Raw genomic sequence first — 19,587 nt, 5'->3', positions numbered from 1 at the left:
TTTTTTATGTTGAAAAGGGATTGGAAGTAAATATAGGAGCTATGCAATGATGCTATTTAAATGTTAAACGTACCATAGAAATTTTGAAAATAAATGGATGGAAAATGATAAAAGACTTGAGTCGGGGGTAATGGAACATAACTGGGGTTATAAAAGGTAGTGCTACTTGGGTGTGTACCGTGATGCCAAAATGAGGGAGTAACTTGACCGGGAACTTGATATTGTTGCCAAGTTGCGGGAAGTTCAATGCCAACATCAGAGCTAGCTGTATGGACGGCGGGCACATGTATTCCGGGAGTTGAAGGAACCACGGCAGTTACTCTTGATAATACCCACATAAAAATAATCACTCCTAAGTTGAGATAATAAAATAGTATATTCTCTTAACACGTATAAAGGTACAAATACATAGGACTTTCGGTTAAAGCATACGTACAAAGTCGTACGAGCAATCAATGCTGAGAGTGGACTATTTAATATGAAAAGATACGTCTTTTTGCTGAGGGAAAAGAGACAGAGAAAATGTACAATGGGAGTGTTAATCGTAAATTTCACGTGTTTATGGGGGGGGTTTTATGGAACGATTATGGACGAAGTCATTTATTCAAATGTCTTTCGCAATGTTATTTTTATTTACAGGGTTTTATTTACTTGTTCCAACGCTTCCTCTATTCATTAAAGAGATTGGTGGAAATGAATCACAAGTTGGATTGATGATGGGAATGTTTACAATAGCTGCTGTTGTAATACGACCGATTATTGGAGGTATGTTAGATCAATATGGTAGAAGGTCTTTTATTATTTTCGGACTCATCCTTTTTGGGCTAACGATGTATTCCTATAATTTAGCATCGACTATAGTCCTTTTAGCAGTTTTACGCGTTATTCACGGAGTGACATGGGCCGTTTCTACAACAGCTGTTGGAACTGCGATAACTGATATTATTCCAGATTCACGCCGTGGAGAAGGTATGGGCTGGTACGGGATGGCTATGACAATTGCAATGGCAATCGGACCGATGATTGGATTATGGGTAGTACAATATTATTCATTTCATGGTCTATTCCTTTTAGCAACTCTTTTATCTTTCATGGCAGTTATATTATCGTTAATAACGAAAATGTCATTCACGCCACAAAAGGAAAAAGGGAAAATTCAACTATTTGAAAAATCCGTTTTATCAATTACGGTTGTTGTTTTCTTTTTATCATTTGCATATGGTGGCATTACAACGTTTTTACCGTTATTCGCTTCTTCAATTAATGTGAATCCTGGGATGTTCTTTCTTGTATATGCAATTGCATTAACAATTGTAAGACCGATTTCAGGTAAATTATTAGATAAATATGGAGAAGTATTCATCATACTTCCAGCACTATGTATTACTATTTTAGCTATAGTTGTATTAACGATGGCAAATGGTTTGACGGGCATCATTATTGCAGCGACATTATACGGTGTGGGATTTGGCTCAGCACAGCCAGCTTTACAAGCGGCGATGCTTACAATTGTTGATCCTAGTAAAAGAGGAGTTGCTAACGCTTCGTTTTTTACAGCATTTGATTTAGGTATAGGATTAGGTGCAATTTTACTTGGATTTGTGTCACAAATTTTTGGCTATCGTATTTTATTTACAGCAAGCTCTGTTTCAGCTGTAATAGCTTTACTTGTTTTTGGTATGTTTGTAAGACAAAAGTTAAGTGAAAAAGAATTAAGCCGAGAGGGATAAAATTGAATATTATCGTTGAAAACGAAGCTGTAAAATGGTTTAAAGAAGAATTACGAATCAATCGCAATGAATGTATTCGATTTGTCATAAGATATGGTGGAAACAGTTCAATTCAGCCCGGATATTCTTTTAGGGATTGTTTCTGAGAAACCAGATGGGGAAATAGTGTCAGTGAAGAAAGATGGTATTCTATTTTTGTAGATTTTGATGATCTTTGGTACTTTCAAAACTATGATTTAGTTGTAAGTTATCATAAAGAAACAGAAGAAATTTAATTTAATTATGTAAAATAATAACTTTATTAAAAATGAATAAGTTTTATATAAGAATTATATTTAGAGGATAGTGAAATAAATATCATATAGAAACGAGCTGTACATGTGTACAGCTCGTTTTTTCTATTTTGTAATAAAATTCGGAAAAAAGATATGTTTGATGGGATTACATGAATTATCTTTATATTTTGTTTTAAAAAGAATTGTAAAGAAGTCTGTCCTTTCTTTGAAAAATATGAAAATTATTTTCAAAAAATTGTATTGTTACATCAATAAAAGTATAGGAAACTTATCATTATAAAATAAATTGAAATCTTCTAAAAACTCTGATACATTGAAATAGAAATGTAGTTCTAAAGTATTGTAAAGGCTTACAGTTATGTGCACGAAGATCTATTAGGATTGGAGGAAATAATAATGAAAGCTGAAGAAAAATTTTCCCCGGGATTAGATGGTGTAGTAGCAGCGGAGACGAAAATCTCGTTTCTTGACACAGTAAAAGGTGAAATTGTAATTCAAGGGTATGATTTAATCGAACTCTCAAAAACAAAAGAGTATTTAGACATTGTGCACCTTTTATTAGAAGAACATCTACCGAATGAGGATGAAAAAGAAACACTTGAAAAGAAATTAAAAGAAGAATATGCAGTGCCAGAAGGGGTATTCAACGTTCTAAAGGCGTTGCCTAAAGAAACGCATCCTATGGATGGCTTGCGTACAGGTGTGTCTGCATTAGCTGGTTATGATAATGATATTGAAAATCGCTCGTTAGAAGTAAACAAAGATCGAGGTTATAAGCTTTTAAGTAAAGTACCAAATATTGTAGCAAATAGCTATCATATTTTAAATAATGAGGAGCCAATTGAGCCTCTTCAGGAATTGTCATATAGTGCGAATTTCTTCTATATGTTAACTGGTAAGAAACCGACTGAACTTGAGGAGAAGATCTTTGATCGTTCCCTTGTTTTATATAGTGAACATGAAATGCCAAACTCTACATTTACAGCGCGTGTAATTGCGTCAACACAATCAGATTTATACGGTGCTCTAACTGGTGCGGTTGCATCTTTAAAGGGAAGCTTACACGGCGGTGCGAATGAAGCTGTTATGTACATGCTTTTAGAGGCTGGCAATGTTGAGAAGTTTGAAGAGTTATTACAGAAAAAACTATATAACAAAGAAAAAATTATGGGCTTTGGACACCGTGTTTATATGAAGAAAATGGATCCAAGAGCACTTATGATGAAGGAAGCTTTAAAACAGCTATGTGATGTAAAAGGCGATTATACACTATATGAAATGTGTGAAGCTGGAGAGAAAATCATGGAGAAGGAAAAAGGCATTTATCCGAATCTTGATTATTATGCAGCACCAGTATATTGGATGCTTGGTATCCCAATTCAACTGTACACACCAATCTTCTTTAGCTCTAGAACAGTAGGACTATGTGCGCACGTTATTGAGCAACATGCAAATAATCGCTTGTTCCGTCCACGTGTAAATTATGTTGGCGAGCGACATGTACTTAGTAAATAAGAACAACTGGGGAGTTGTTAGCGCCGCCCGCCAGATGGGTGTTTGACAGACACCCATCATTAATAATAACGAATTTTCGACAGAAAGGGAAGAATAGCATGATTAAAACAAATGAAATTAAACAAAAAGATGCATTATTAGAAGAAATTACGGATTATGTATTAAATAAAGAGGTTACTAGTGCAGAAGCATTTAGTACTGCTCGCTACGTATTATTAGATACACTTGGATGCGGAATTTTAGCACTGCAATATCCAGAGTGTACGAAATTATTAGGTCCAGTTGTACCAGGAACGGTTGTGCCAAACGGTACACGTGTACCAGGAACGTCTTATGTACTAGATCCAGTAAAAGGTGCATTCAATATTGGATGTATGATCCGTTGGTTAGACTATAACGATACTTGGCTTGCAGCAGAATGGGGACATCCATCTGATAACTTAGGCGGAATTTTAGCAGTTGCAGATTATATTAGCCGTGTTCGTATTTCAGAAGGAAAAGAACCATTAAAAGTACGTGAAGTACTAGAAATGATGATTAAAGCACATGAAATTCAGGGTGTACTTGCTTTAGAAAACAGCTTAAACCGCGTTGGTCTTGACCACGTATTATATGTAAAAGTAGCAACAACTGCAGTAGTTGCGAAAATGCTTGGTGGAACACGTGAAGAAATCTTTAATGCATTATCACATGCGTGGATTGATAACTCTAGTCTTCGTACATATCGACATGCTCCAAATACTGGATCACGTAAATCATGGGCAGCAGGTGATGCGACGAGTCGCGGTGTTCATCTTGCAATGACTGCTCTAAAAGGTGAAATGGGTTATCCAACAGCATTATCTGCGCCAGGATGGGGATTCCAAGATGTATTATTTAACAAACAAGAATTAAAATTAGCTAGACCACTAGAGTCTTATGTAATGGAAAATGTATTATTTAAAGTATCATATCCAGCAGAATTCCATGCACAAACAGCTGCAGAATGTGCAGTGAAATTACATCCGGAAATTAAAGAAAGATTAGATGAAATTGATCGTATTACAATTACAACTCATGAATCAGCAATTCGTATTATCGATAAAGAAGGTCCATTAAATAACCCAGCTGATCGTGATCATTGTTTACAATACATTACGGCAATTGGTTTATTAAAAGGAGATATCGTAGCGGACGATTATGAGGATGTAGTAGCAAATGATTCACGTGTAGATGAATTACGTAATAAGATGGTTGTTGTTGAAAACAAACAGTACAGTTTAGATTATCTTGACCCGAACAAGCGCTCAATCGCCAACGCTGTTCAAGTTCATTTTAAAGATGGTACTGTAACAGAAAACGTGGAATGTGAATACCCACTTGGTCACCGTTTCCGTAGAGACGAAGCGATTCCAAAAGTTGTTCAAAAATTCACTGCAAATATGGCAGGTCATTATTCTAGTAAGCAACAAGAACAAATTCATGAAGTTTGTTTAAATGAAGAAAAACTAGAAAATATGAATGTAAACGAATTTGTAGATCTATTCTTAATTTAATAATAGGGGGAATTTAGAATGGCTTGGGTTGTGAATAAACAGTCAACACAAGAGGAGCTTGCGAATGGCTTCCGAGCTTTAGTAGAAGCAAATGAAATTTTGCAAATTCCAGGTGCTCATGATGCAATGGCCGCTCTTGTTGCAAAAAATACAGGTTTTTCAGCTCTTTATTTATCGGGAGCTGCTTACACTGCAAGTAAAGGTCTGCCAGATTTAGGTATCGTGACATCTACTGAAGTAGCTGAAAGAGCAAGAGATCTAGTTAGAGCTACAGATTTACCAGTTCTTGTTGATATTGATACAGGATTTGGTGGAGTACTAAACGTAGCGAGAACAGCTGTAGAAATGGTAGAGGCAAAAGTAGCGGCTGTTCAAATTGAAGATCAACAATTACCGAAGAAATGTGGACATTTAAATGGTAAGAAACTTGTTACGACAGAAGAATTAGTTCAAAAAATTAAAGCGATTAAAGAAGTTGCGCCAAGCTTATATATTGTTGCACGCACAGATGCTCGCGGTGTAGAAGGACTAGATGCTGCGATTGAAAGAGCGAATGCATATGTTAAAGCAGGTGCAGACGCAATTTTCCCAGAAGCGCTTCAATCGGAAGAAGAATTCCGTTTATTTACTAGCAAAGTGAATGCACCTTTACTAGCAAATATGACTGAGTTTGGGAAAACACCATATTATAGTGCTGAGGAATTTGCGAATATGGGCTTCCAAATGGTGATTTATCCAGTAACGTCGCTTCGAGTTGCTGCAAAAGCATATGAGAATGTATTCACGCTAATTAAAGAGACTGGTTCTCAAAAAGATGCACTTTCAAATATGCAAACGAGAAGCGAGCTATATGAGACAATTTCATATCATGACTTTGAAGAATTAGATACTGGAATTGCAAAAACAGTATTATCAGAAGATCAATAGATAAAACAACTAGGGCGATGAGAATACATCTTTGGCAAAATGAACTGCTTGATGTGAAAATTCATCGCCTTCTGTTTTCAATAATAAGATATTCCACTCATCGTAGACGAGCATACGCAAAAAGCAATGAAGGTCGAAATGATAGGGGGATTCAGATGGAGAAAACGAAGTTACCTTGGGATGAATTTTTTTCAATCAATAAAGATGTGAACAATACTTTCTTTACACCAGAAGATTTTTCAGGGGATGAAGACTTAATCGCAAAAACGACAGAACAATTCGTTAAACAGGAAATTATTCCACAAATTGAAAACATTGAAAAACATAACTATAAAGTTTCTCGTCAATTATTTGAGAAAGCTGGGGAACTTGGATTATTAGGCATTGAGGTACCAGAAGATTATGGCGGGTTCGAGTTAGGAAAGGCTGTCTCAGGTCTTGTAGCAGAGAAGATGGGTTACGCTGGTGCATTTAGCGTTTCTTTTAATATACACGCTGGTGTCGGTACATTGCCTTACATATATTACGGAACGAAAGAACAGAAAGAAAAATATTTACCAAAAATCGCATCGGGAGAATGGATTGGGGCTTATGCTCTAACTGAGCCAAATGCTGGTTCTGATGCATTAAGTGCAAAAACAAGCGCAATTTTGAATGAAGAGGGTACAGCTTGGAAGTTGAATGGTGAGAAGCAGTGGATTACAAATGCTCATATGGCAGATGTATACGTTGTTTTTGCGAAGACAAATAAAGGAATGACAGCGTTTATTGTCGAAAGAGCATGTGAAGGTGTATCTATTGGATTAGAAGAAAAGAAAATGGGGATTAAAGGTTCTTCAACAGCGACGCTTATTTTAGAAGATGTAGTTATCCCTGCTGAAAATGTGTTAGGGGAAGTTGGGAAAGGGCATCACGTAGCCCTTAATATTCTTAACTTCGCTAGACTAAAACTTGCTTTTGGAAATATTGGAACAGCAAAACAAGCAATCGGTTTGTCAGTTCAATATGGAAAAGAGCGAAAACAGTTCCAAACGGAATTAGTAGACTTTACGATGATACAAGAGAAAATTGCAAATATGATCATTACAACATATGGAGCAGAAAGTGCAGCTTATCGTACAGCAGGTGTAATTGATGACGCAATTCATGAGAGTGATGAGGACCTTATGAAAAAAATGTCCCAATTTGCAATTGAATGTGCACTGAATAAAGTGAACGCTTCTGAAACACTTGCTTATATCGTAGATGAAGCTGTACAAATTCATGGCGGTTACGGTTATATGCAAGAATACGAAGTAGAACGATTATATCGTGATGCTAGAATTAGTCGTATTTTTGAAGGAACAAATGAAATTAATAGATTAACAGTTGCTAAAATGTTAATGAAGCAAATCGAACAAATAGAAGATACTGAAGTAGAAATTGATATAGCAACTGTAGAAAGAAACCATCGTTACATTTTATTAGCGAAAAAATTGTTGAAACAATCTTTGAAAACGCTCTCTAAAACTCCAGGATTAAAAATTGATCAAGAGCAAGAATATTCACGTGTATTATCAAATATGTTGACGGACGTGTACGTCATGGAATCAGCATTTTTACGTACGAGTAAAGCAATTAATAAAAATGGTGAAGAAAAAGAGCGTACAAAACAAATGATAACGGATGTTATTTGTGAGGAAGGCTATCGTAAAGTAGAAGAAGCGGCGATTTCTATACTTTCAGCGGCTGTCACAGAAGAACAAGATAGACACGTAATGTTAGCTGAAATCCGTCAATTATTAGTGCCTTTATACACGAACGTATTTACGAAAAAGAGAGAAATTGCGAAAGCTATTATAAATCGTGGGAAATATATTGTGTAAATAGGAGGAAAGCGATATGAAAAAGATTGGTTTTATCGGTTTAGGTAACATGGGCCTTCCGATGTCTAAAAATTTAGTTAAATCAAGTTACACAGTATATGGTGTGGATTTAAATAAAGAGGCTGAAGCTTCCTTTGAAAAAGAAGGAGGAATTATCGGCTTATCAATCTCAAAATTAGCAGAGACATGCGATGTGATTTTTACAAGTTTACCTTCACCTCGTGCTGTTGAAGCAGTATATTTTGGGGAAGAAGGATTATTTGAAAATAGCCACTCGAATGTCGTATTAATTGATACAAGTACTGTATCTCCACAATTAAACAAACAGTTAGAGGAGTCGGCGAAAGAAAAGAAAGTAGACTTTTTAGCCGCACCAGTTAGCGGTGGGGTAATTGGTGCAGAAAATCGTACATTAACGTTTATGGTAGGTGGATCAAAAGACGTATATGATAAAACTGAATCTATCATGGAAGTATTAGGAGCAAATATTTTCCACGTAAGCGAGCAAATTGATAGTGGTACGACTGTTAAATTAATTAACAATCTATTAATTGGTTTCTATACAGCTGGTGTGAGTGAAGCTTTAACATTAGCGAAAAAGAGTAATATGGATTTAGATAAAATGTTTAATATTTTAAATGTAAGTTACGGTCAAAGTAGAATTTATGAGCGCAATTATAAAAGTTTCATTGCAGCAGAAAACTATGAGCCAGGATTTACTGTAAATCTATTAAAAAAAGATTTAGGCTTTGCAGTTGATTTAGCTAAGGAAAGTGAACTTCACTTACCTGTAAGTGAAATGTTATTAAATGTATATGAAGAAGCGAGTGAGGCAGGATATGGTGAAAACGATATGGCTGCTTTATATAAGAAAGTTAGCGAACAATTAATTTCTAATCAAAAATAAATCATAAAAAGGAGAGAATACAATGATTACAACTGAAATTAAACGAGTAAAAAATCATATTAATGGCGAGTGGGTAGAATCTACTGGTACAGAAGTAGAAGCGGTTCCGAATCCAGCGACTGGAAAAATCATTGCTTACGTTCCACTTTCTCCAAAAGAAGACGTTGAAAAGGCTGTTGAAGCGGCAAAAGCGGCATTTGAAACATGGTCTAAAGTACCAGTTCCGAATCGTTCAAGAAATCTATATAAATATTTACAGCTATTACAAGAAAATAAAGATGAGCTTGCAAAAATCATTACGCTAGAAAATGGTAAAACGCTAACAGATGCAACAGGTGAAGTACAACGTGGTATTGAAGCGGTAGAACTTGCAACATCAGCTCCAAATTTAATGATGGGACAAGCTCTTCCTAATATCGCAAGCGGAATTGATGGATCGATCTGGCGCTATCCAATTGGAGTTGTTGCGGGTATTACACCGTTTAACTTCCCAATGATGATTCCATTATGGATGTTCCCACTTGCAATTGCTTGCGGTAATACGTTCGTATTAAAAACATCTGAGAGAACGCCACTTTTAGCAGAGCGACTTGTAGAGTTATTCTATGAAGCTGGTTTTCCAAAAGGGGTATTAAATTTAGTACAAGGCGGAAAAGATGTTGTAAATAGCATTTTAGAAAATAAAGATATTCAAGCTGTTTCGTTCGTTGGTTCTGAGCCGGTAGCTCGTTACGTATATGAAACAGGTACGAAACATGGAAAACGTGTACAAGCGTTAGCAGGTGCGAAAAATCATGCGATTGTAATGCCAGATTGCAATCTTGAAAAAACGGTACAAGGTGTAATTGGATCTGCGTTTGCAAGTAGTGGAGAGCGCTGCATGGCATGTTCAGTAGTAGCAGTAGTAGATGAAATTGCTGATGAATTTATCGACGTACTAGTAGCAGAGACGAAAAAACTAAAAGTAGGTGACGGTTTCAACGAAGATAATTACGTTGGACCATTAATCCGTGAATCGCATAAAGAGCGTGTTTTAGGCTATATTAATAGCGGTGTAGCAGATGGAGCAACTTTATTAGTAGATGGTCGTAAAATTAATGAAGAAGTTGGAGAAGGTTACTTCGTTGGAGCAACAATCTTTGATGGCGTAAACCAAGAAATGAAAATTTGGCAAGATGAAATTTTCGCTCCAGTATTAAGTATTGTGAGAGTGAAAGATTTAGAAGAAGGTATTAAATTAACAAATCAATCTAAATTTGCGAATGGTGCTGTTATTTACACTTCAAATGGGAAGCATGCACAAACATTCCGTGATAACATCGATGCTGGTATGATCGGTGTAAACGTAAATGTTCCTGCACCAATGGCATTCTTCGCATTTGCAGGAAATAAAGCTTCCTTCTTTGGTGATTTAGGTACAAATGGTACAGATGGCGTTCAATTCTATACACGTAAAAAGGTTGTAACGGAGCGCTGGTTTTAATAAAGAGTAGACTGCCAGATTAGTTGTTAAATGCGAAAAACACCACTATTAATAGTGGTGTTTTTCGCATTTATCCCGCTATTAGCGAGCAGTAAAACTCCCATCTCCAAATTCGGCTAGAGCAAAAAAGTTAAGTGGAAGCCCTGTGCAGTCCGTAAACGCCCGATTGGTGAAGGCTAATAATTGGCGGGGGATGAACAAAACCCCATTGATTAAAGTTTCACTTTATTAATTATTTTTTTCTAATGCTAGTTTAATACCAAATCCAATTAAAACGATTCCTGTTAGCCCTTGAATATAACGTTGCGTCTTCGGTTTCTTCATAAAAGCACTAATTTTATCAATTAAAAATATATAAAAGGCAAACCAAATGATTGTTAAAACGAGATAAGTAAGACCCATTACGAGAAGCTGAATAAATGTATTATGACTTGGATTTAAAAATTGTGGTAAAAAAGTTAAAAAGAAGACTGCAATTTTAGGGTTTAATAAATTCGTAAGAAACCCTTGGCGAAAACAAGAAGTATGTTCTTTATCATTATTTATAGATACATCATTTGTATTTACACCTTCTTTGTTTTTCACTGCTAATAGGGCTTTAATACCAATATAGATTAAATAAAGGGCCCCAACATATTTGAAAATAGAAAATAAAAGAGCTGACTTTACAATAAGTGCGGAAAGACCAATTACAGCAGCTAAAGTATGAATCAAAAGTGCTACACATGTACCGAATACTGTTTTAACACCGCCCATTTTACCAGCAACTAATGTGTTCTTCGTAGCCATCGCTGTATCAGGTCCAGGTAAAATGATTAGACAAATAGACATAATGATGAAAAGAAGATAATTTTCTATCATATTCGTCCTCCTTCTTTATTTTTAGAATATTTGATTAAAATTAGTTTAGCACAAAATTTGATTTAATAAAATTAAATTTTGTTAAAAAATATTAAATAAGAAGAGGCTATATTCGTAGTGGTGAATACACTACAAATATAGCCTCACTGTTAGGCATTAAGTAAGTTAAAGAAACGATTTACGTCGTCTTCTGAAACATCGCTTACCTGTTTATATTTATAATTCGGATTTTGGTCTTTATCAACGACAACGGAGCGTACGCCTTCGAAGAAATCTTCATGTCTCATGAAATTTTTAGCAAGTATAAGATCTGTAGCGAAACATTCTTCAACAGATTTTCCTTTGCCATCTAATAGTTGTTTTAAAGTTACTTTTAATGAAATTGGAGATTTTGATAATAATATTTGTTTCGTTTGTAAAGCGAATTCGCTATCTCCTTTTTCTAATGAGTCGATAATTTCTTCAATCGTTTCTAAGGCAAAGTGTGTATTAATTTCCTCTAATGAAGCAGCAAGTTTGCTTTCTAAGTCAGGAGTAGATGTAAAGGTTTGAAGAACTGCTTTTAAATGAGTATGTACATCTTCAGTATGCCAATTTACGTTGTCAAGTTCGGCTAGAAAAGCTGGTAATGAATCAGACGTCATAAAGTAATCAGCAGCATGAATAAATAATACGTCAGAAGCTTTTAAAATAGATGCTGTTAAAGCAACGTAATATCCTGTATATCCAGGTGCTTTATTTAAGAAATATGCGGCGCCGACGTCTGGAAAGAAGCCGATGTTCATCTCAGGCATCGCCCATTTTGTGCGCTCCGTCACAATACGATACTTCGCACCATTTGTAAGTCCGACACCACCACCCATTACAATTCCATCTAAACAAGCGATAATCGGTTTTTTATATTGATAAATATATGTATCAATTTCATACTCTTCTTCAAAAAAACGTTCTGCATGCTGTAAAGCAACTTCGTTTGAACGTGCTTCGTAAAGAGTTTTAATGTCACCGCCTGCGCAAAAACCTTTCGTTCCGGCTCCCTTTAATACGATAATTGCAATGCGCTCATCGTTCTCCCATTCTTTAAGTTTTTGCCCAATTGGTTGTAACATATCATAAGATAAAGAGTTAAGTGCTTTTGGGCGGTTTAAAGTAATTGATGCAACGCCGTTTTCACTAACAGAAAATAAAACGTTTTCAGTCATGATTCATCCTCCCTTATATATCTTCTTATTCTTAATTCTTGATACGTATTGAAATGTCCTGTATAAATTTTGTCTAAAGTTGACGGTAAGTGTTATTTTATTCCGCTATTTGTGGATAAGAAGGCCCACACCTTGAAATTCGACGCATACGAGAAAGTTAGGTAGAAGAGAATGGCTGTTAAAAGTTTGATAGGTACGAGCGATAGGCAGTGGGAGTTTTGTTCATACCTATTAATTCATGCTTCACTTTATTCAACGCATATTTTGCCGAGTTATCTTTGCAGGATTTTGAATATTGAAGATGAATAATACATTATTAATGTAAGTGATATTATTTGAAATTATTATGGCAAAAGCGCTATTATAAATGTGTAAAATGTAAAAAATTTCTTGAAAACAGATGGTTTAAATGATAAAGAATGTTTACATGGAATTAGAAATAGAGAAAGGAGAAATCGGAATGCCAGGACCTTTATTATTGTCGGTTATTATCTTGTCATCATTAATGATAGGGATTACTCAGTTTTTTCATCATACAGATACGACAGAAGAAGTAAAGGATAAAGTTCGTCTCGTATTTCCGATTTTTATCGTATCTATTTCCTTATGTTTTCTATTAAATAAAGATGGGTATATTGTGGTGGTTTTTTCATTTTTCGTAGCGAGCGTTTTAATAACGATTTTATATTATGTAATGAAAGATTATATGCAAAAATAAAAATGTCTAAATAGACATTTTTATTTTTGCATAGCATTAAATTTCACATACCGTAATTTTAATAAAAACATAAAACATATAGCAACAGAAAAGTGTGTACTTTACCGTGTATGTACTTGTCAATCTTGCATAGCCACTATACTATTAAAATGTAGAGATTATAAGAAGGGGTTGTATCTATTATGAAATTTGAGATGCACACAAAAATAGTTTCAAATGAAAAAGAAGTAAGATTACATATGGAAGAAAACATATTTCAATTAAACTTGAATGGTTATCATTTATTTGCAGTTCAAGAAATATTACCTTTATATAAATCAAATGAAGAAAGAATTGGTAGTGCGATTATACAAAAGTTAGAGTGGGAGAACGGAAAAACTACAGTAAACTATCAACTCGTATCACTAAACTCAGTAAATTAAAAGGAGAAGGAAATTATGAAGTTATTTCATACAGCGGATTGGCATTTAGGCAAGCTTGTTCATGGCGTGTATATGACTGAAGATCAAAAGATTGTATTAGATCAGTTTGTACAAGCTATTGAAGAAGAAAAACCAGATGCCGTAATTATTGCAGGGGACTTATATGACCGAGCAATTCCACCTACGGAAGCAGTAGACTTATTAAATGATGTATTACAAAAAATAGTGATTGATTTACAAACACCAGTTATCGCAGTTGCAGGAAACCATGATAGTCCAGATCGTATACATTTCGGTAGTAGTTTAATGAAGAAACAAGGATTATTTATTGTGGGGCAATTTCAATTTCCATATGAACCCATTGTATTAAATGATGAATATGGCGAGGTTCACTTCCATCTAGTTCCCTATGCGGATCCAAGCATAGTTAGACATGTATTGAAAAACGAAGACGTCCGATCTCATGATGATGCGATGCGTATTTTTATGAATGAACTTTCTGAAACGATGGATAAAGAAGCAAGACATGTATTTGTAGGTCATGCATTTGTAACTTCTGCGGGAGAAGCGGAGGAGAATACAAGTGATGCAGAACGTCCGCTTTCAATTGGTGGTGCTGAATACGTAAATAGTCATTATTTTGATAAATTTCATTACACAGCGCTTGGACATTTACATCAAGCGCATTTCGTACGTAATGAGACAATTCGATATTCAGGTTCGCCACTTGCATATTCTATTTCTGAAGAAAAACATAAAAAAGGATATTATATCGTGGAACTGGACGAAAAGGGTGAAACAACAATTGAAAAAAGATTACTTACACCACGTCGTAAAATGCGAACAGTAGAAGCGAAAATAGATGAATTATTACAACATCCGGTAAGTGAAGATTACGTGTTTGTAAAACTATTAGATGAAAATCCTGTTTTGCAGCCAATGGAAAAAATACGCTCTGTATATCCAAATGCAATGCATGTTGAAAGGTCTATTCAAAGGCGAGAGTTCACAGAGTCAAATGAAGTAACTGTTTCAAGACATAAAACGGATGATGTATCTCTTTTAAAAGCTTTTTATAAAGAAATGAAAGGCTTAGATTTATCAGAAGAGAAAGAACGTCTATTTGTAGAAGTATTACAAACAGTGCAAGAACGGGAAGGTGAACGAGGATGAGACCGATTCAGCTAATTATGACAGCATTTGGGCCATATAAACAGACAGAAGTAATCAATTTTGATGATCTTGGAGAGCATCGCATCTTCGCCATTTCTGGAAATACGGGAGCTGGAAAAACAACGATTTTTGATGCGATTTGTTACGTATTATATGGTGAAGCTAGTGGGGAAGAACGTAGTGATACGAGCATGCTTCGAAGTCAGTTTGCTGATGATGATGTTTATACAAGTGTAGAACTAACTTTTCAGTTAAAAGGGAAGCGCTATGAAATAAAACGGCAACTTGGCCATAAAAAACAAGGGAATAAGACGATTACAGGGCATGCAGTAGAATTATATGACGTTATGGATGGAGAAAAAATTCCAGCTGTTGATCGTTTTCATGTAACAGATGTAAACAAAAAATTGGAAGATTTAATTGGGTTAAGTAAACATCAATTTAGTCAAATTGTTATGTTACCACAAGGAGAATTCCGAAAACTATTAACATCTGAGACAGAAAACAAAGAAGAGATTTTACGTCGTATTTTTAAAACAGATCGTTATAAATTAATGCGTGAATTACTTGATCAAAAACGAAAACAATGGAAAGACGTTCTGCAAGAAAAACAAAAAGAGCGAGAGTTACATTTCCGCAATGTATTTAAACTACCAATTCGAGATGGAGCATTATTAGAGACATTAGTGGAACAAGAACATGTAAATACGCATCAAGTAGTAGAGGCGTTAGAGCAAGAAACAACGGCATATAAGACAGAGGTTGCGCAATTACAACTAGAACAAGATGCTCGAACAAAGCAATTAAAAGAAGCTGAAACACGTTTTCATGCAGCAAAATCTGTAAATGAGAAATTTACAGATTTACAACAAAAGAATGAGAGATACAACACTTTACAAGAAAACCGTGCAGTCATTGAAAGGAAAGAAACATCTTTTAGACGTGCGGAACAAGCAAAGCATTTATTACCATTTGAGCAATGGCACGAGGAAGCAATGCAAAATGAACAGAAGGCTGAAAGTTTATTAAAGCAGATTATCGTAAAAAAAGAGAATATAATAACCAGTTTTACACTTGCACAGCAGAAATACGAAGTAGAAAAAAATAAAGAACTTGAACGAGAAGATGCTAAAAAACTTGTTCAAAGATTAGAAGAATTACAATCAATTATTGCATCATTAGCTGAAAAAAAGTTGAATTTACAAAACGCTGAAATTCAACTAGGAAGATTAAAAGAAAGTATGCAAAAGCTCGATCAACTACTAGAAGAGCATACAAATCAAAAACAGAGAATGTCTGGTGAATTACAGCAATTGGAACAAGCACTTGAGCAGTATGTAGCGAAAGTAGAAGAACTAACGAACATGCGAGAAGATGCAAAAGTTTTAAAGCAAGCATATGACGTTTGGCAAGAGAAACAAAAATTCGAGCAAGAAAAAGAAGCAGCATATACTAAGATGCAAGAGGCAGTTCGTGCATATGAAAATATGGAACGCCGCTGGCTAAGCGAACAAGCAGGCATATTAGCACTTCATTTACATGATGGTGAATCTTGTCCAGTTTGTGGTAGTACGAATCATCCGAAAAAAGCGACAGAGCAAAGTAATGCGATCGATGAAAAAGAGTTAAACGATTTAAGAGACAAGAAAAATGTTGCTGAAAAATTACATGTTCAAGTAGAGGAGAAATGGAATTTCTATCGACTACAATATGAACAGGTGATCGAAGAAGTCATGAAACGAGGGTATCACTCAGATGAATTAGTTGAAACGTACAGTGCACTCGTTCAAAAAGGAAAACAATTAGCGGCAGAAGTTAATACGTTAAAAGAAAGCGAAGAAACGCGTAAGCAAATTGCTGTGAATATAAAAAGTGTAGAAGAAAAAGTAGATGAACTTCAGAAACAAAAGCGTGAAGCAGAAACATTGCAGCACCGTACAGAAATGGAGTGCATGCAACTTCGTACGTCATATGAACATGATAAACAAAATATTCCAGATAACTTACAAACAGTACAAGCTTGGAAAGCACAGTTTGACCAAGCAATGCAACAACTTAGGTTAATGGAAGACGAATGGAAGAAAGTGCAAGAAGCATATCAACATTGGCAAAATGAAAATATACGTATTCAAGCAGAACATGAAGGTGCATCTAATCAATTTGAAAGTGCAAAATTGAAGAAAGAAGAGACTCTCGCGCGCTTTATGAAAGAACTAGAGCAGAGGGGATTTATAGATCAGCTAACGTATAAAGAAGCTAAGTTAAATGATGCTGAGATGGAGATGTTACAAAAAGAAATTCAAAGTTACTATTCATCTCTTGAAGTACTTGCAAAACAAATTGAAGAGTTACATGCTGAATTAAAAGATAAAGAGTTTATGGATATTACATCGTTAGGTGAGTATATAAAAGAATTAGAAATCAATCTCGATATAAGTAAAGAAAAACGACAACGTGCGCAAAACGCTGTAACATATATTTCTGATTTACATGAAAGTATTAGACGTATTGATGAACAAATTCATGAGGAAGAAAAAGCTTTCCAAGAACTAGTTGATTTATATGAAGTAATGAAAGGCGATAACGAAAGTCGCATATCATTCGAGCGTTACATCTTAATTGAGTATTTAGAACAAATTGTTCAAATTGCAAACGAACGATTACGAAAATTATCAAATGGGCAATTTTATTTAAAAAGAAGTGAGCGAGTTGAAAAAAGAAACCGTCAAAGTGGATTAGGTTTAGATGTGTACGATGCATACACCGGCCAAACACGTGATGTGAAAACATTATCTGGCGGTGAGAAGTTTAACGCATCGCTTTGCTTGGCGCTTGGAATGGCAGACGTCATTCAAGCGTATGAAGGTGGTATTTCCATTGAAACGATGTTTATCGATGAAGGTTTCGGTTCATTAGATGAGGAATCATTAACGAAAGCAGTAGACGCTTTAATTGACTTACAAAAATCAGGCCGATTTATCGGTGTTATTTCACACGTTCAAGAGTTGAAAAACGCAATGCCAGCTGTATTAGAAGTAACAAAGCAGAAGGATGGGTGTAGTCAGACTCGGTTTGTGGTGAAGTAAGTTCAATTTTAGTTCATGCTAAAAGATTTAATCACGCTTTTCTCGAATTGTTTCATAAATTTATTATGTAAGTAATAGTTTATATTTTAAAATGTTTTATTTACATTTAAATTTAAATAAAAGTATGTAAGCTGGTTCTAATCGTTATTAAATGTAGAACTTATGAAAAATCAAAGGCCGTCTCTTTTTTTAGAGACGGCCTTTGTATGTTTGTTATTCAAAATTTGATAACTCACCTATGAATTATCAGAAGAAGGCGGTGTATTTTCCAAACGATTATAAGCTTTAAAAGCTACGATTGCCGATATAACACCACCTACTAAAAATAGAGTTGATCCACCAACTAAAATGATACGACTGACATATGTCTCACGTGCTTCTTCAATTTCTTCTTGTAACATTGTAGGCATATGGAATCCTCCTTTGCCAAATTGTTTTGTAAATAGTATATACAAACGCCTAAAATGTGTTAAGATTACTGGATAGTTTTATGCGGAAGATACAAAATGCATAAAACTATCCAGCACGTAGTAGGATGCAAGTCATTAAATAAATCTTCATCATAAATTTATGCTAACTTCACATAGAGCACATATTAACATTGTATTATGTATATGTACCAAATAAATAAATGAATAAATAAAAAAAGTGAATAATTGTAAGTTCTATTTTTGAAAATTTGAGATCCTATTATTTCTATATAAAGGTCTTGAGCGGGAGTATTGAATTTTGTAGAAATGGATCTTAATAAAAAGGAATTCATATAAAAGGGGAATGTCTTATGACAACATATACGAGTGAAATGAAAAAAAGTGTAGTTTCAGAAGAGGATGTAGATATTTTAAAAATTATGGCGCATCCAATCCGATTACAAATTGTAAATGAATTAAGTACTAGAAAAACTTGTAATGTAACACAATTAACAGAATTGTTGAATATTCCACAATCGACTGTTTCGCAACATTTATCAAAAATGAAAGGTAAAGTGTTACGAGCTGAGCGAAAGGGTTTAGAAATTTATTATCACATTAATAATTTAAAAGCGAGTAAGATTGTTAATGTTTTAGGATATATAAACTAATGAAGTATTATGATATAAAATAGCCTCTGCTGGTGAGCAGAGGCTATTTTGTGTTGTTTTATCCCGCATTAACGGGCAATGAAACTTCCACCTCAAAATTTAGCTTGAGCAAAGAAATTAGGATGGGAGATAAACTGCCCGTTAATGCCCGATTGGTGAGGGTTGATTAAAGTTTTACTTTATGTATTTGCATTTAAAATTTTATAGTTTTTATGATTTACTATCGTTCGATCAAATTCAAAAGTACCACCGCTTACATCTGTAATTTCAACTAAGACCGATTCAGTATATAGTTTTAGTACAGACCCTGTAATCTTTAAATTATTTCGTTGAAAAAGTATAGTATCCCCTACGTTTGCTTTCATAGTACCTCCTTATAAAAGACAGAAATATTTGTTTATTACATATATTAAACCACGGATAGTTATATTAGTGAATATTTAGTTTTGTTTATCAATGAAAAATTTTTTATTTAATAAAAAAGTATAGAGTGCTCCTATGGTAAAAGTTATATTTTGTTTAAGGTTATTATATGCAAAGTAAAATTTTTCAGAATTGGCGAACCAATATTTCTATGTAAATTATGTAGCTAAACAAATTAATCAAAAGAGAGATAATATGTAGCTCTAAACGTAAAGTAGATAAGCAAAGTTTTATAGGGAAGGCAGCATTGTTTTTAGGAGTACAGTAAGTGATTTCTTCAATAAGTATAAATAAGCGTTTCTCAAAAGTAATAGTATTCAGGTGAATATAGTATAAGGAATGAAAAGAAATGGAGTTATGATC

17 protein-coding genes and 1 pseudogene are annotated in these 19,587 nt (G+C 34.6%); 13 read left to right on the top strand and 5 right to left on the bottom strand.

Annotated elements, in window-relative coordinates; all coding sequences use genetic code 11:
- Nucleotides 1–56: 56 nt before the first annotated feature.
- A complete protein-coding gene (locus A6J74_RS05395) occupies nucleotides 57–338 on the bottom strand; it encodes a hypothetical protein (RefSeq protein ID WP_000270098.1) in 282 nt (93 codons plus the stop codon).
- Nucleotides 339–575: 237 nt separating this feature from the next.
- Here A6J74_RS05395 and A6J74_RS05390 point away from each other — a divergent pair, with 237 nt between their 5' ends.
- From A6J74_RS05390 to A6J74_RS05355, 8 genes and pseudogenes are all read left to right on the top strand, one after another.
- The gene (locus tag A6J74_RS05390) at nucleotides 576–1,730 is read left to right on the top strand and encodes an MFS transporter (protein ID WP_000440643.1); all 1,155 of its coding nucleotides are present in this window, start codon (nucleotides 576–578) and stop codon (nucleotides 1,728–1,730) included.
- Nucleotides 1,731–1,732: 2 nt separating this feature from the next.
- Nucleotides 1,733–2,005 (top strand): annotated as a pseudogene (locus A6J74_RS30190) (HesB/YadR/YfhF family protein).
- A 417-nt stretch (nucleotides 2,006–2,422) separates the two neighbouring features.
- Entirely contained in the window at nucleotides 2,423–3,541 is a 1,119-nt protein-coding gene (mmgD, locus tag A6J74_RS05380; protein ID WP_000642649.1) for a citrate synthase, read from the top strand.
- 98 nt (nucleotides 3,542–3,639) lie between these two features.
- Nucleotides 3,640–5,076, top strand: coding sequence for a 2-methylcitrate dehydratase (gene prpD, locus A6J74_RS05375; RefSeq protein WP_000598146.1), 1,437 nt, complete (start codon nucleotides 3,640–3,642; stop codon nucleotides 5,074–5,076).
- 18 nt (nucleotides 5,077–5,094) lie between these two features.
- Nucleotides 5,095–6,003 (top strand): methylisocitrate lyase, encoded by a 909-nt coding sequence (prpB, locus tag A6J74_RS05370; RefSeq protein WP_000312644.1) that lies wholly within the window; start codon nucleotides 5,095–5,097, stop codon nucleotides 6,001–6,003.
- Between the two features lie 155 nt (nucleotides 6,004–6,158).
- Nucleotides 6,159–7,868 carry an acyl-CoA dehydrogenase family protein gene (locus A6J74_RS05365; protein ID WP_000415977.1) on the top strand — a complete coding sequence of 570 codons (1,710 nt, stop codon included), beginning with the start codon at nucleotides 6,159–6,161 and terminating at the stop codon, nucleotides 7,866–7,868.
- Between the two features lie 16 nt (nucleotides 7,869–7,884).
- Nucleotides 7,885–8,775, top strand: coding sequence for an NAD(P)-dependent oxidoreductase (locus tag A6J74_RS05360; protein WP_000719424.1), 891 nt, complete (start codon nucleotides 7,885–7,887; stop codon nucleotides 8,773–8,775).
- A gap of 22 nt (nucleotides 8,776–8,797) precedes the next feature.
- Nucleotides 8,798–10,258 carry a CoA-acylating methylmalonate-semialdehyde dehydrogenase gene (locus tag A6J74_RS05355; RefSeq protein WP_000633339.1) on the top strand — a complete coding sequence of 487 codons (1,461 nt, stop codon included), beginning with the start codon at nucleotides 8,798–8,800 and terminating at the stop codon, nucleotides 10,256–10,258.
- Nucleotides 10,259–10,486: 228 nt separating this feature from the next.
- On the opposite strand, the gene A6J74_RS05350 is transcribed toward A6J74_RS05355, so the two are convergent.
- Together A6J74_RS05350 and A6J74_RS05345 are read right to left on the bottom strand one after the other, a co-directional pair.
- Complete coding sequence (locus A6J74_RS05350) at nucleotides 10,487–11,119, bottom strand: LysE family translocator (protein ID WP_000572351.1); 633 nt, start codon at nucleotides 11,117–11,119, stop codon at nucleotides 10,487–10,489.
- Between the two features lie 149 nt (nucleotides 11,120–11,268).
- A complete protein-coding gene (locus tag A6J74_RS05345) occupies nucleotides 11,269–12,321 on the bottom strand; it encodes an enoyl-CoA hydratase/isomerase family protein (RefSeq protein ID WP_000138562.1) in 1,053 nt (350 codons plus the stop codon).
- Nucleotides 12,322–12,781: 460 nt separating this feature from the next.
- On the opposite strand from A6J74_RS05345, the gene A6J74_RS05340 reads away from it, so the two are divergent.
- The 4 genes from A6J74_RS05340 (at nucleotide 12,782) to A6J74_RS05325 (ending at nucleotide 17,720) form a co-directional block, all read left to right on the top strand.
- A complete protein-coding gene (locus A6J74_RS05340; RefSeq protein ID WP_002093761.1) occupies nucleotides 12,782–13,039 on the top strand; it encodes a hypothetical protein in 258 nt (85 codons plus the stop codon).
- A 182-nt stretch (nucleotides 13,040–13,221) separates the two neighbouring features.
- A complete protein-coding gene (locus A6J74_RS05335; protein ID WP_000667358.1) occupies nucleotides 13,222–13,461 on the top strand; it encodes a DUF2584 domain-containing protein in 240 nt (79 codons plus the stop codon).
- Nucleotides 13,462–13,476: 15 nt separating this feature from the next.
- On the top strand, nucleotides 13,477–14,634 hold the full coding sequence (locus tag A6J74_RS05330) for an exonuclease SbcCD subunit D (protein ID WP_000765125.1): 1,158 nt from the start codon (nucleotides 13,477–13,479) through the stop codon (nucleotides 14,632–14,634).
- Nucleotides 14,631–17,720 carry an AAA family ATPase gene (locus tag A6J74_RS05325; protein WP_001247478.1) on the top strand — a complete coding sequence of 1,030 codons (3,090 nt, stop codon included), beginning with the start codon at nucleotides 14,631–14,633 and terminating at the stop codon, nucleotides 17,718–17,720. Before A6J74_RS05330 ends, A6J74_RS05325 begins: the two co-directional genes overlap by 4 nt.
- A 236-nt stretch (nucleotides 17,721–17,956) precedes the next feature.
- On the opposite strand, the gene A6J74_RS29965 is transcribed toward A6J74_RS05325, so the two are convergent.
- The gene (locus tag A6J74_RS29965) at nucleotides 17,957–18,130 is read right to left on the bottom strand and encodes a hypothetical protein (protein WP_001142745.1); all 174 of its coding nucleotides are present in this window, start codon (nucleotides 18,128–18,130) and stop codon (nucleotides 17,957–17,959) included.
- A 371-nt stretch (nucleotides 18,131–18,501) separates the two neighbouring features.
- Between A6J74_RS29965 and A6J74_RS05315 the strand changes: the two genes are divergently transcribed.
- The gene (locus tag A6J74_RS05315; RefSeq protein ID WP_000214792.1) at nucleotides 18,502–18,801 is read left to right on the top strand and encodes an ArsR/SmtB family transcription factor; all 300 of its coding nucleotides are present in this window, start codon (nucleotides 18,502–18,504) and stop codon (nucleotides 18,799–18,801) included.
- Nucleotides 18,802–18,980: 179 nt separating this feature from the next.
- On the opposite strand, the gene A6J74_RS05310 is transcribed toward A6J74_RS05315, so the two are convergent.
- The gene (locus A6J74_RS05310; RefSeq protein ID WP_000646787.1) at nucleotides 18,981–19,166 is read right to left on the bottom strand and encodes a YkvS family protein; all 186 of its coding nucleotides are present in this window, start codon (nucleotides 19,164–19,166) and stop codon (nucleotides 18,981–18,983) included.
- Between the last annotated feature and the right edge of the window lie 421 nt (nucleotides 19,167–19,587).

Origin of the sequence: Bacillus sp. FDAARGOS_235, from assembly GCF_002073415.2 — a bacterium.
GTDB lineage: Bacteria > Bacillota > Bacilli > Bacillales > Bacillaceae_G > Bacillus_A > Bacillus_A toyonensis.
Note: the sequence above shows the minus strand (reverse complement) of the source record. Positions and strands in the feature narration are given on the sequence as shown.

Excerpts from the sequence above, each read along its gene's own strand:
- A6J74_RS05345 (WP_000138562.1), bottom strand. The coding sequence starts at position 12,321 with ATGACTGAAAACGTTTTATTTTCTGTTAGTGAAAACGGCGTTGCATCA.
- A6J74_RS05365 (WP_000415977.1), top strand. The coding sequence starts at position 6,159 with ATGGAGAAAACGAAGTTACCTTGGGATGAATTTTTTTCAATCAATAAA.
- A6J74_RS05330 (WP_000765125.1), top strand. The coding sequence starts at position 13,477 with ATGAAGTTATTTCATACAGCGGATTGGCATTTAGGCAAGCTTGTTCAT.
- prpB (WP_000312644.1), top strand. The coding sequence starts at position 5,095 with ATGGCTTGGGTTGTGAATAAACAGTCAACACAAGAGGAGCTTGCGAAT.
- A6J74_RS05340 (WP_002093761.1), top strand. The coding sequence starts at position 12,782 with ATGCCAGGACCTTTATTATTGTCGGTTATTATCTTGTCATCATTAATG.
- A6J74_RS05335 (WP_000667358.1), top strand. The coding sequence starts at position 13,222 with ATGAAATTTGAGATGCACACAAAAATAGTTTCAAATGAAAAAGAAGTA.
- mmgD (WP_000642649.1), top strand. The coding sequence starts at position 2,423 with ATGAAAGCTGAAGAAAAATTTTCCCCGGGATTAGATGGTGTAGTAGCA.
- A6J74_RS29965 (WP_001142745.1), bottom strand. The coding sequence starts at position 18,130 with ATGCCTACAATGTTACAAGAAGAAATTGAAGAAGCACGTGAGACATAT.
- A6J74_RS05325 (WP_001247478.1), top strand. The coding sequence starts at position 14,631 with ATGAGACCGATTCAGCTAATTATGACAGCATTTGGGCCATATAAACAG.
- A6J74_RS05350 (WP_000572351.1), bottom strand. The coding sequence starts at position 11,119 with ATGATAGAAAATTATCTTCTTTTCATCATTATGTCTATTTGTCTAATC.
- A6J74_RS05310 (WP_000646787.1), bottom strand. The coding sequence starts at position 19,166 with ATGAAAGCAAACGTAGGGGATACTATACTTTTTCAACGAAATAATTTA.
- prpD (WP_000598146.1), top strand. The coding sequence starts at position 3,640 with ATGATTAAAACAAATGAAATTAAACAAAAAGATGCATTATTAGAAGAA.
- A6J74_RS05390 (WP_000440643.1), top strand. The coding sequence starts at position 576 with ATGGAACGATTATGGACGAAGTCATTTATTCAAATGTCTTTCGCAATG.
- A6J74_RS05395 (WP_000270098.1), bottom strand. The coding sequence starts at position 338 with ATGTGGGTATTATCAAGAGTAACTGCCGTGGTTCCTTCAACTCCCGGA.
- A6J74_RS05355 (WP_000633339.1), top strand. The coding sequence starts at position 8,798 with ATGATTACAACTGAAATTAAACGAGTAAAAAATCATATTAATGGCGAG.
- A6J74_RS05315 (WP_000214792.1), top strand. The coding sequence starts at position 18,502 with ATGACAACATATACGAGTGAAATGAAAAAAAGTGTAGTTTCAGAAGAG.
- A6J74_RS05360 (WP_000719424.1), top strand. The coding sequence starts at position 7,885 with ATGAAAAAGATTGGTTTTATCGGTTTAGGTAACATGGGCCTTCCGATG.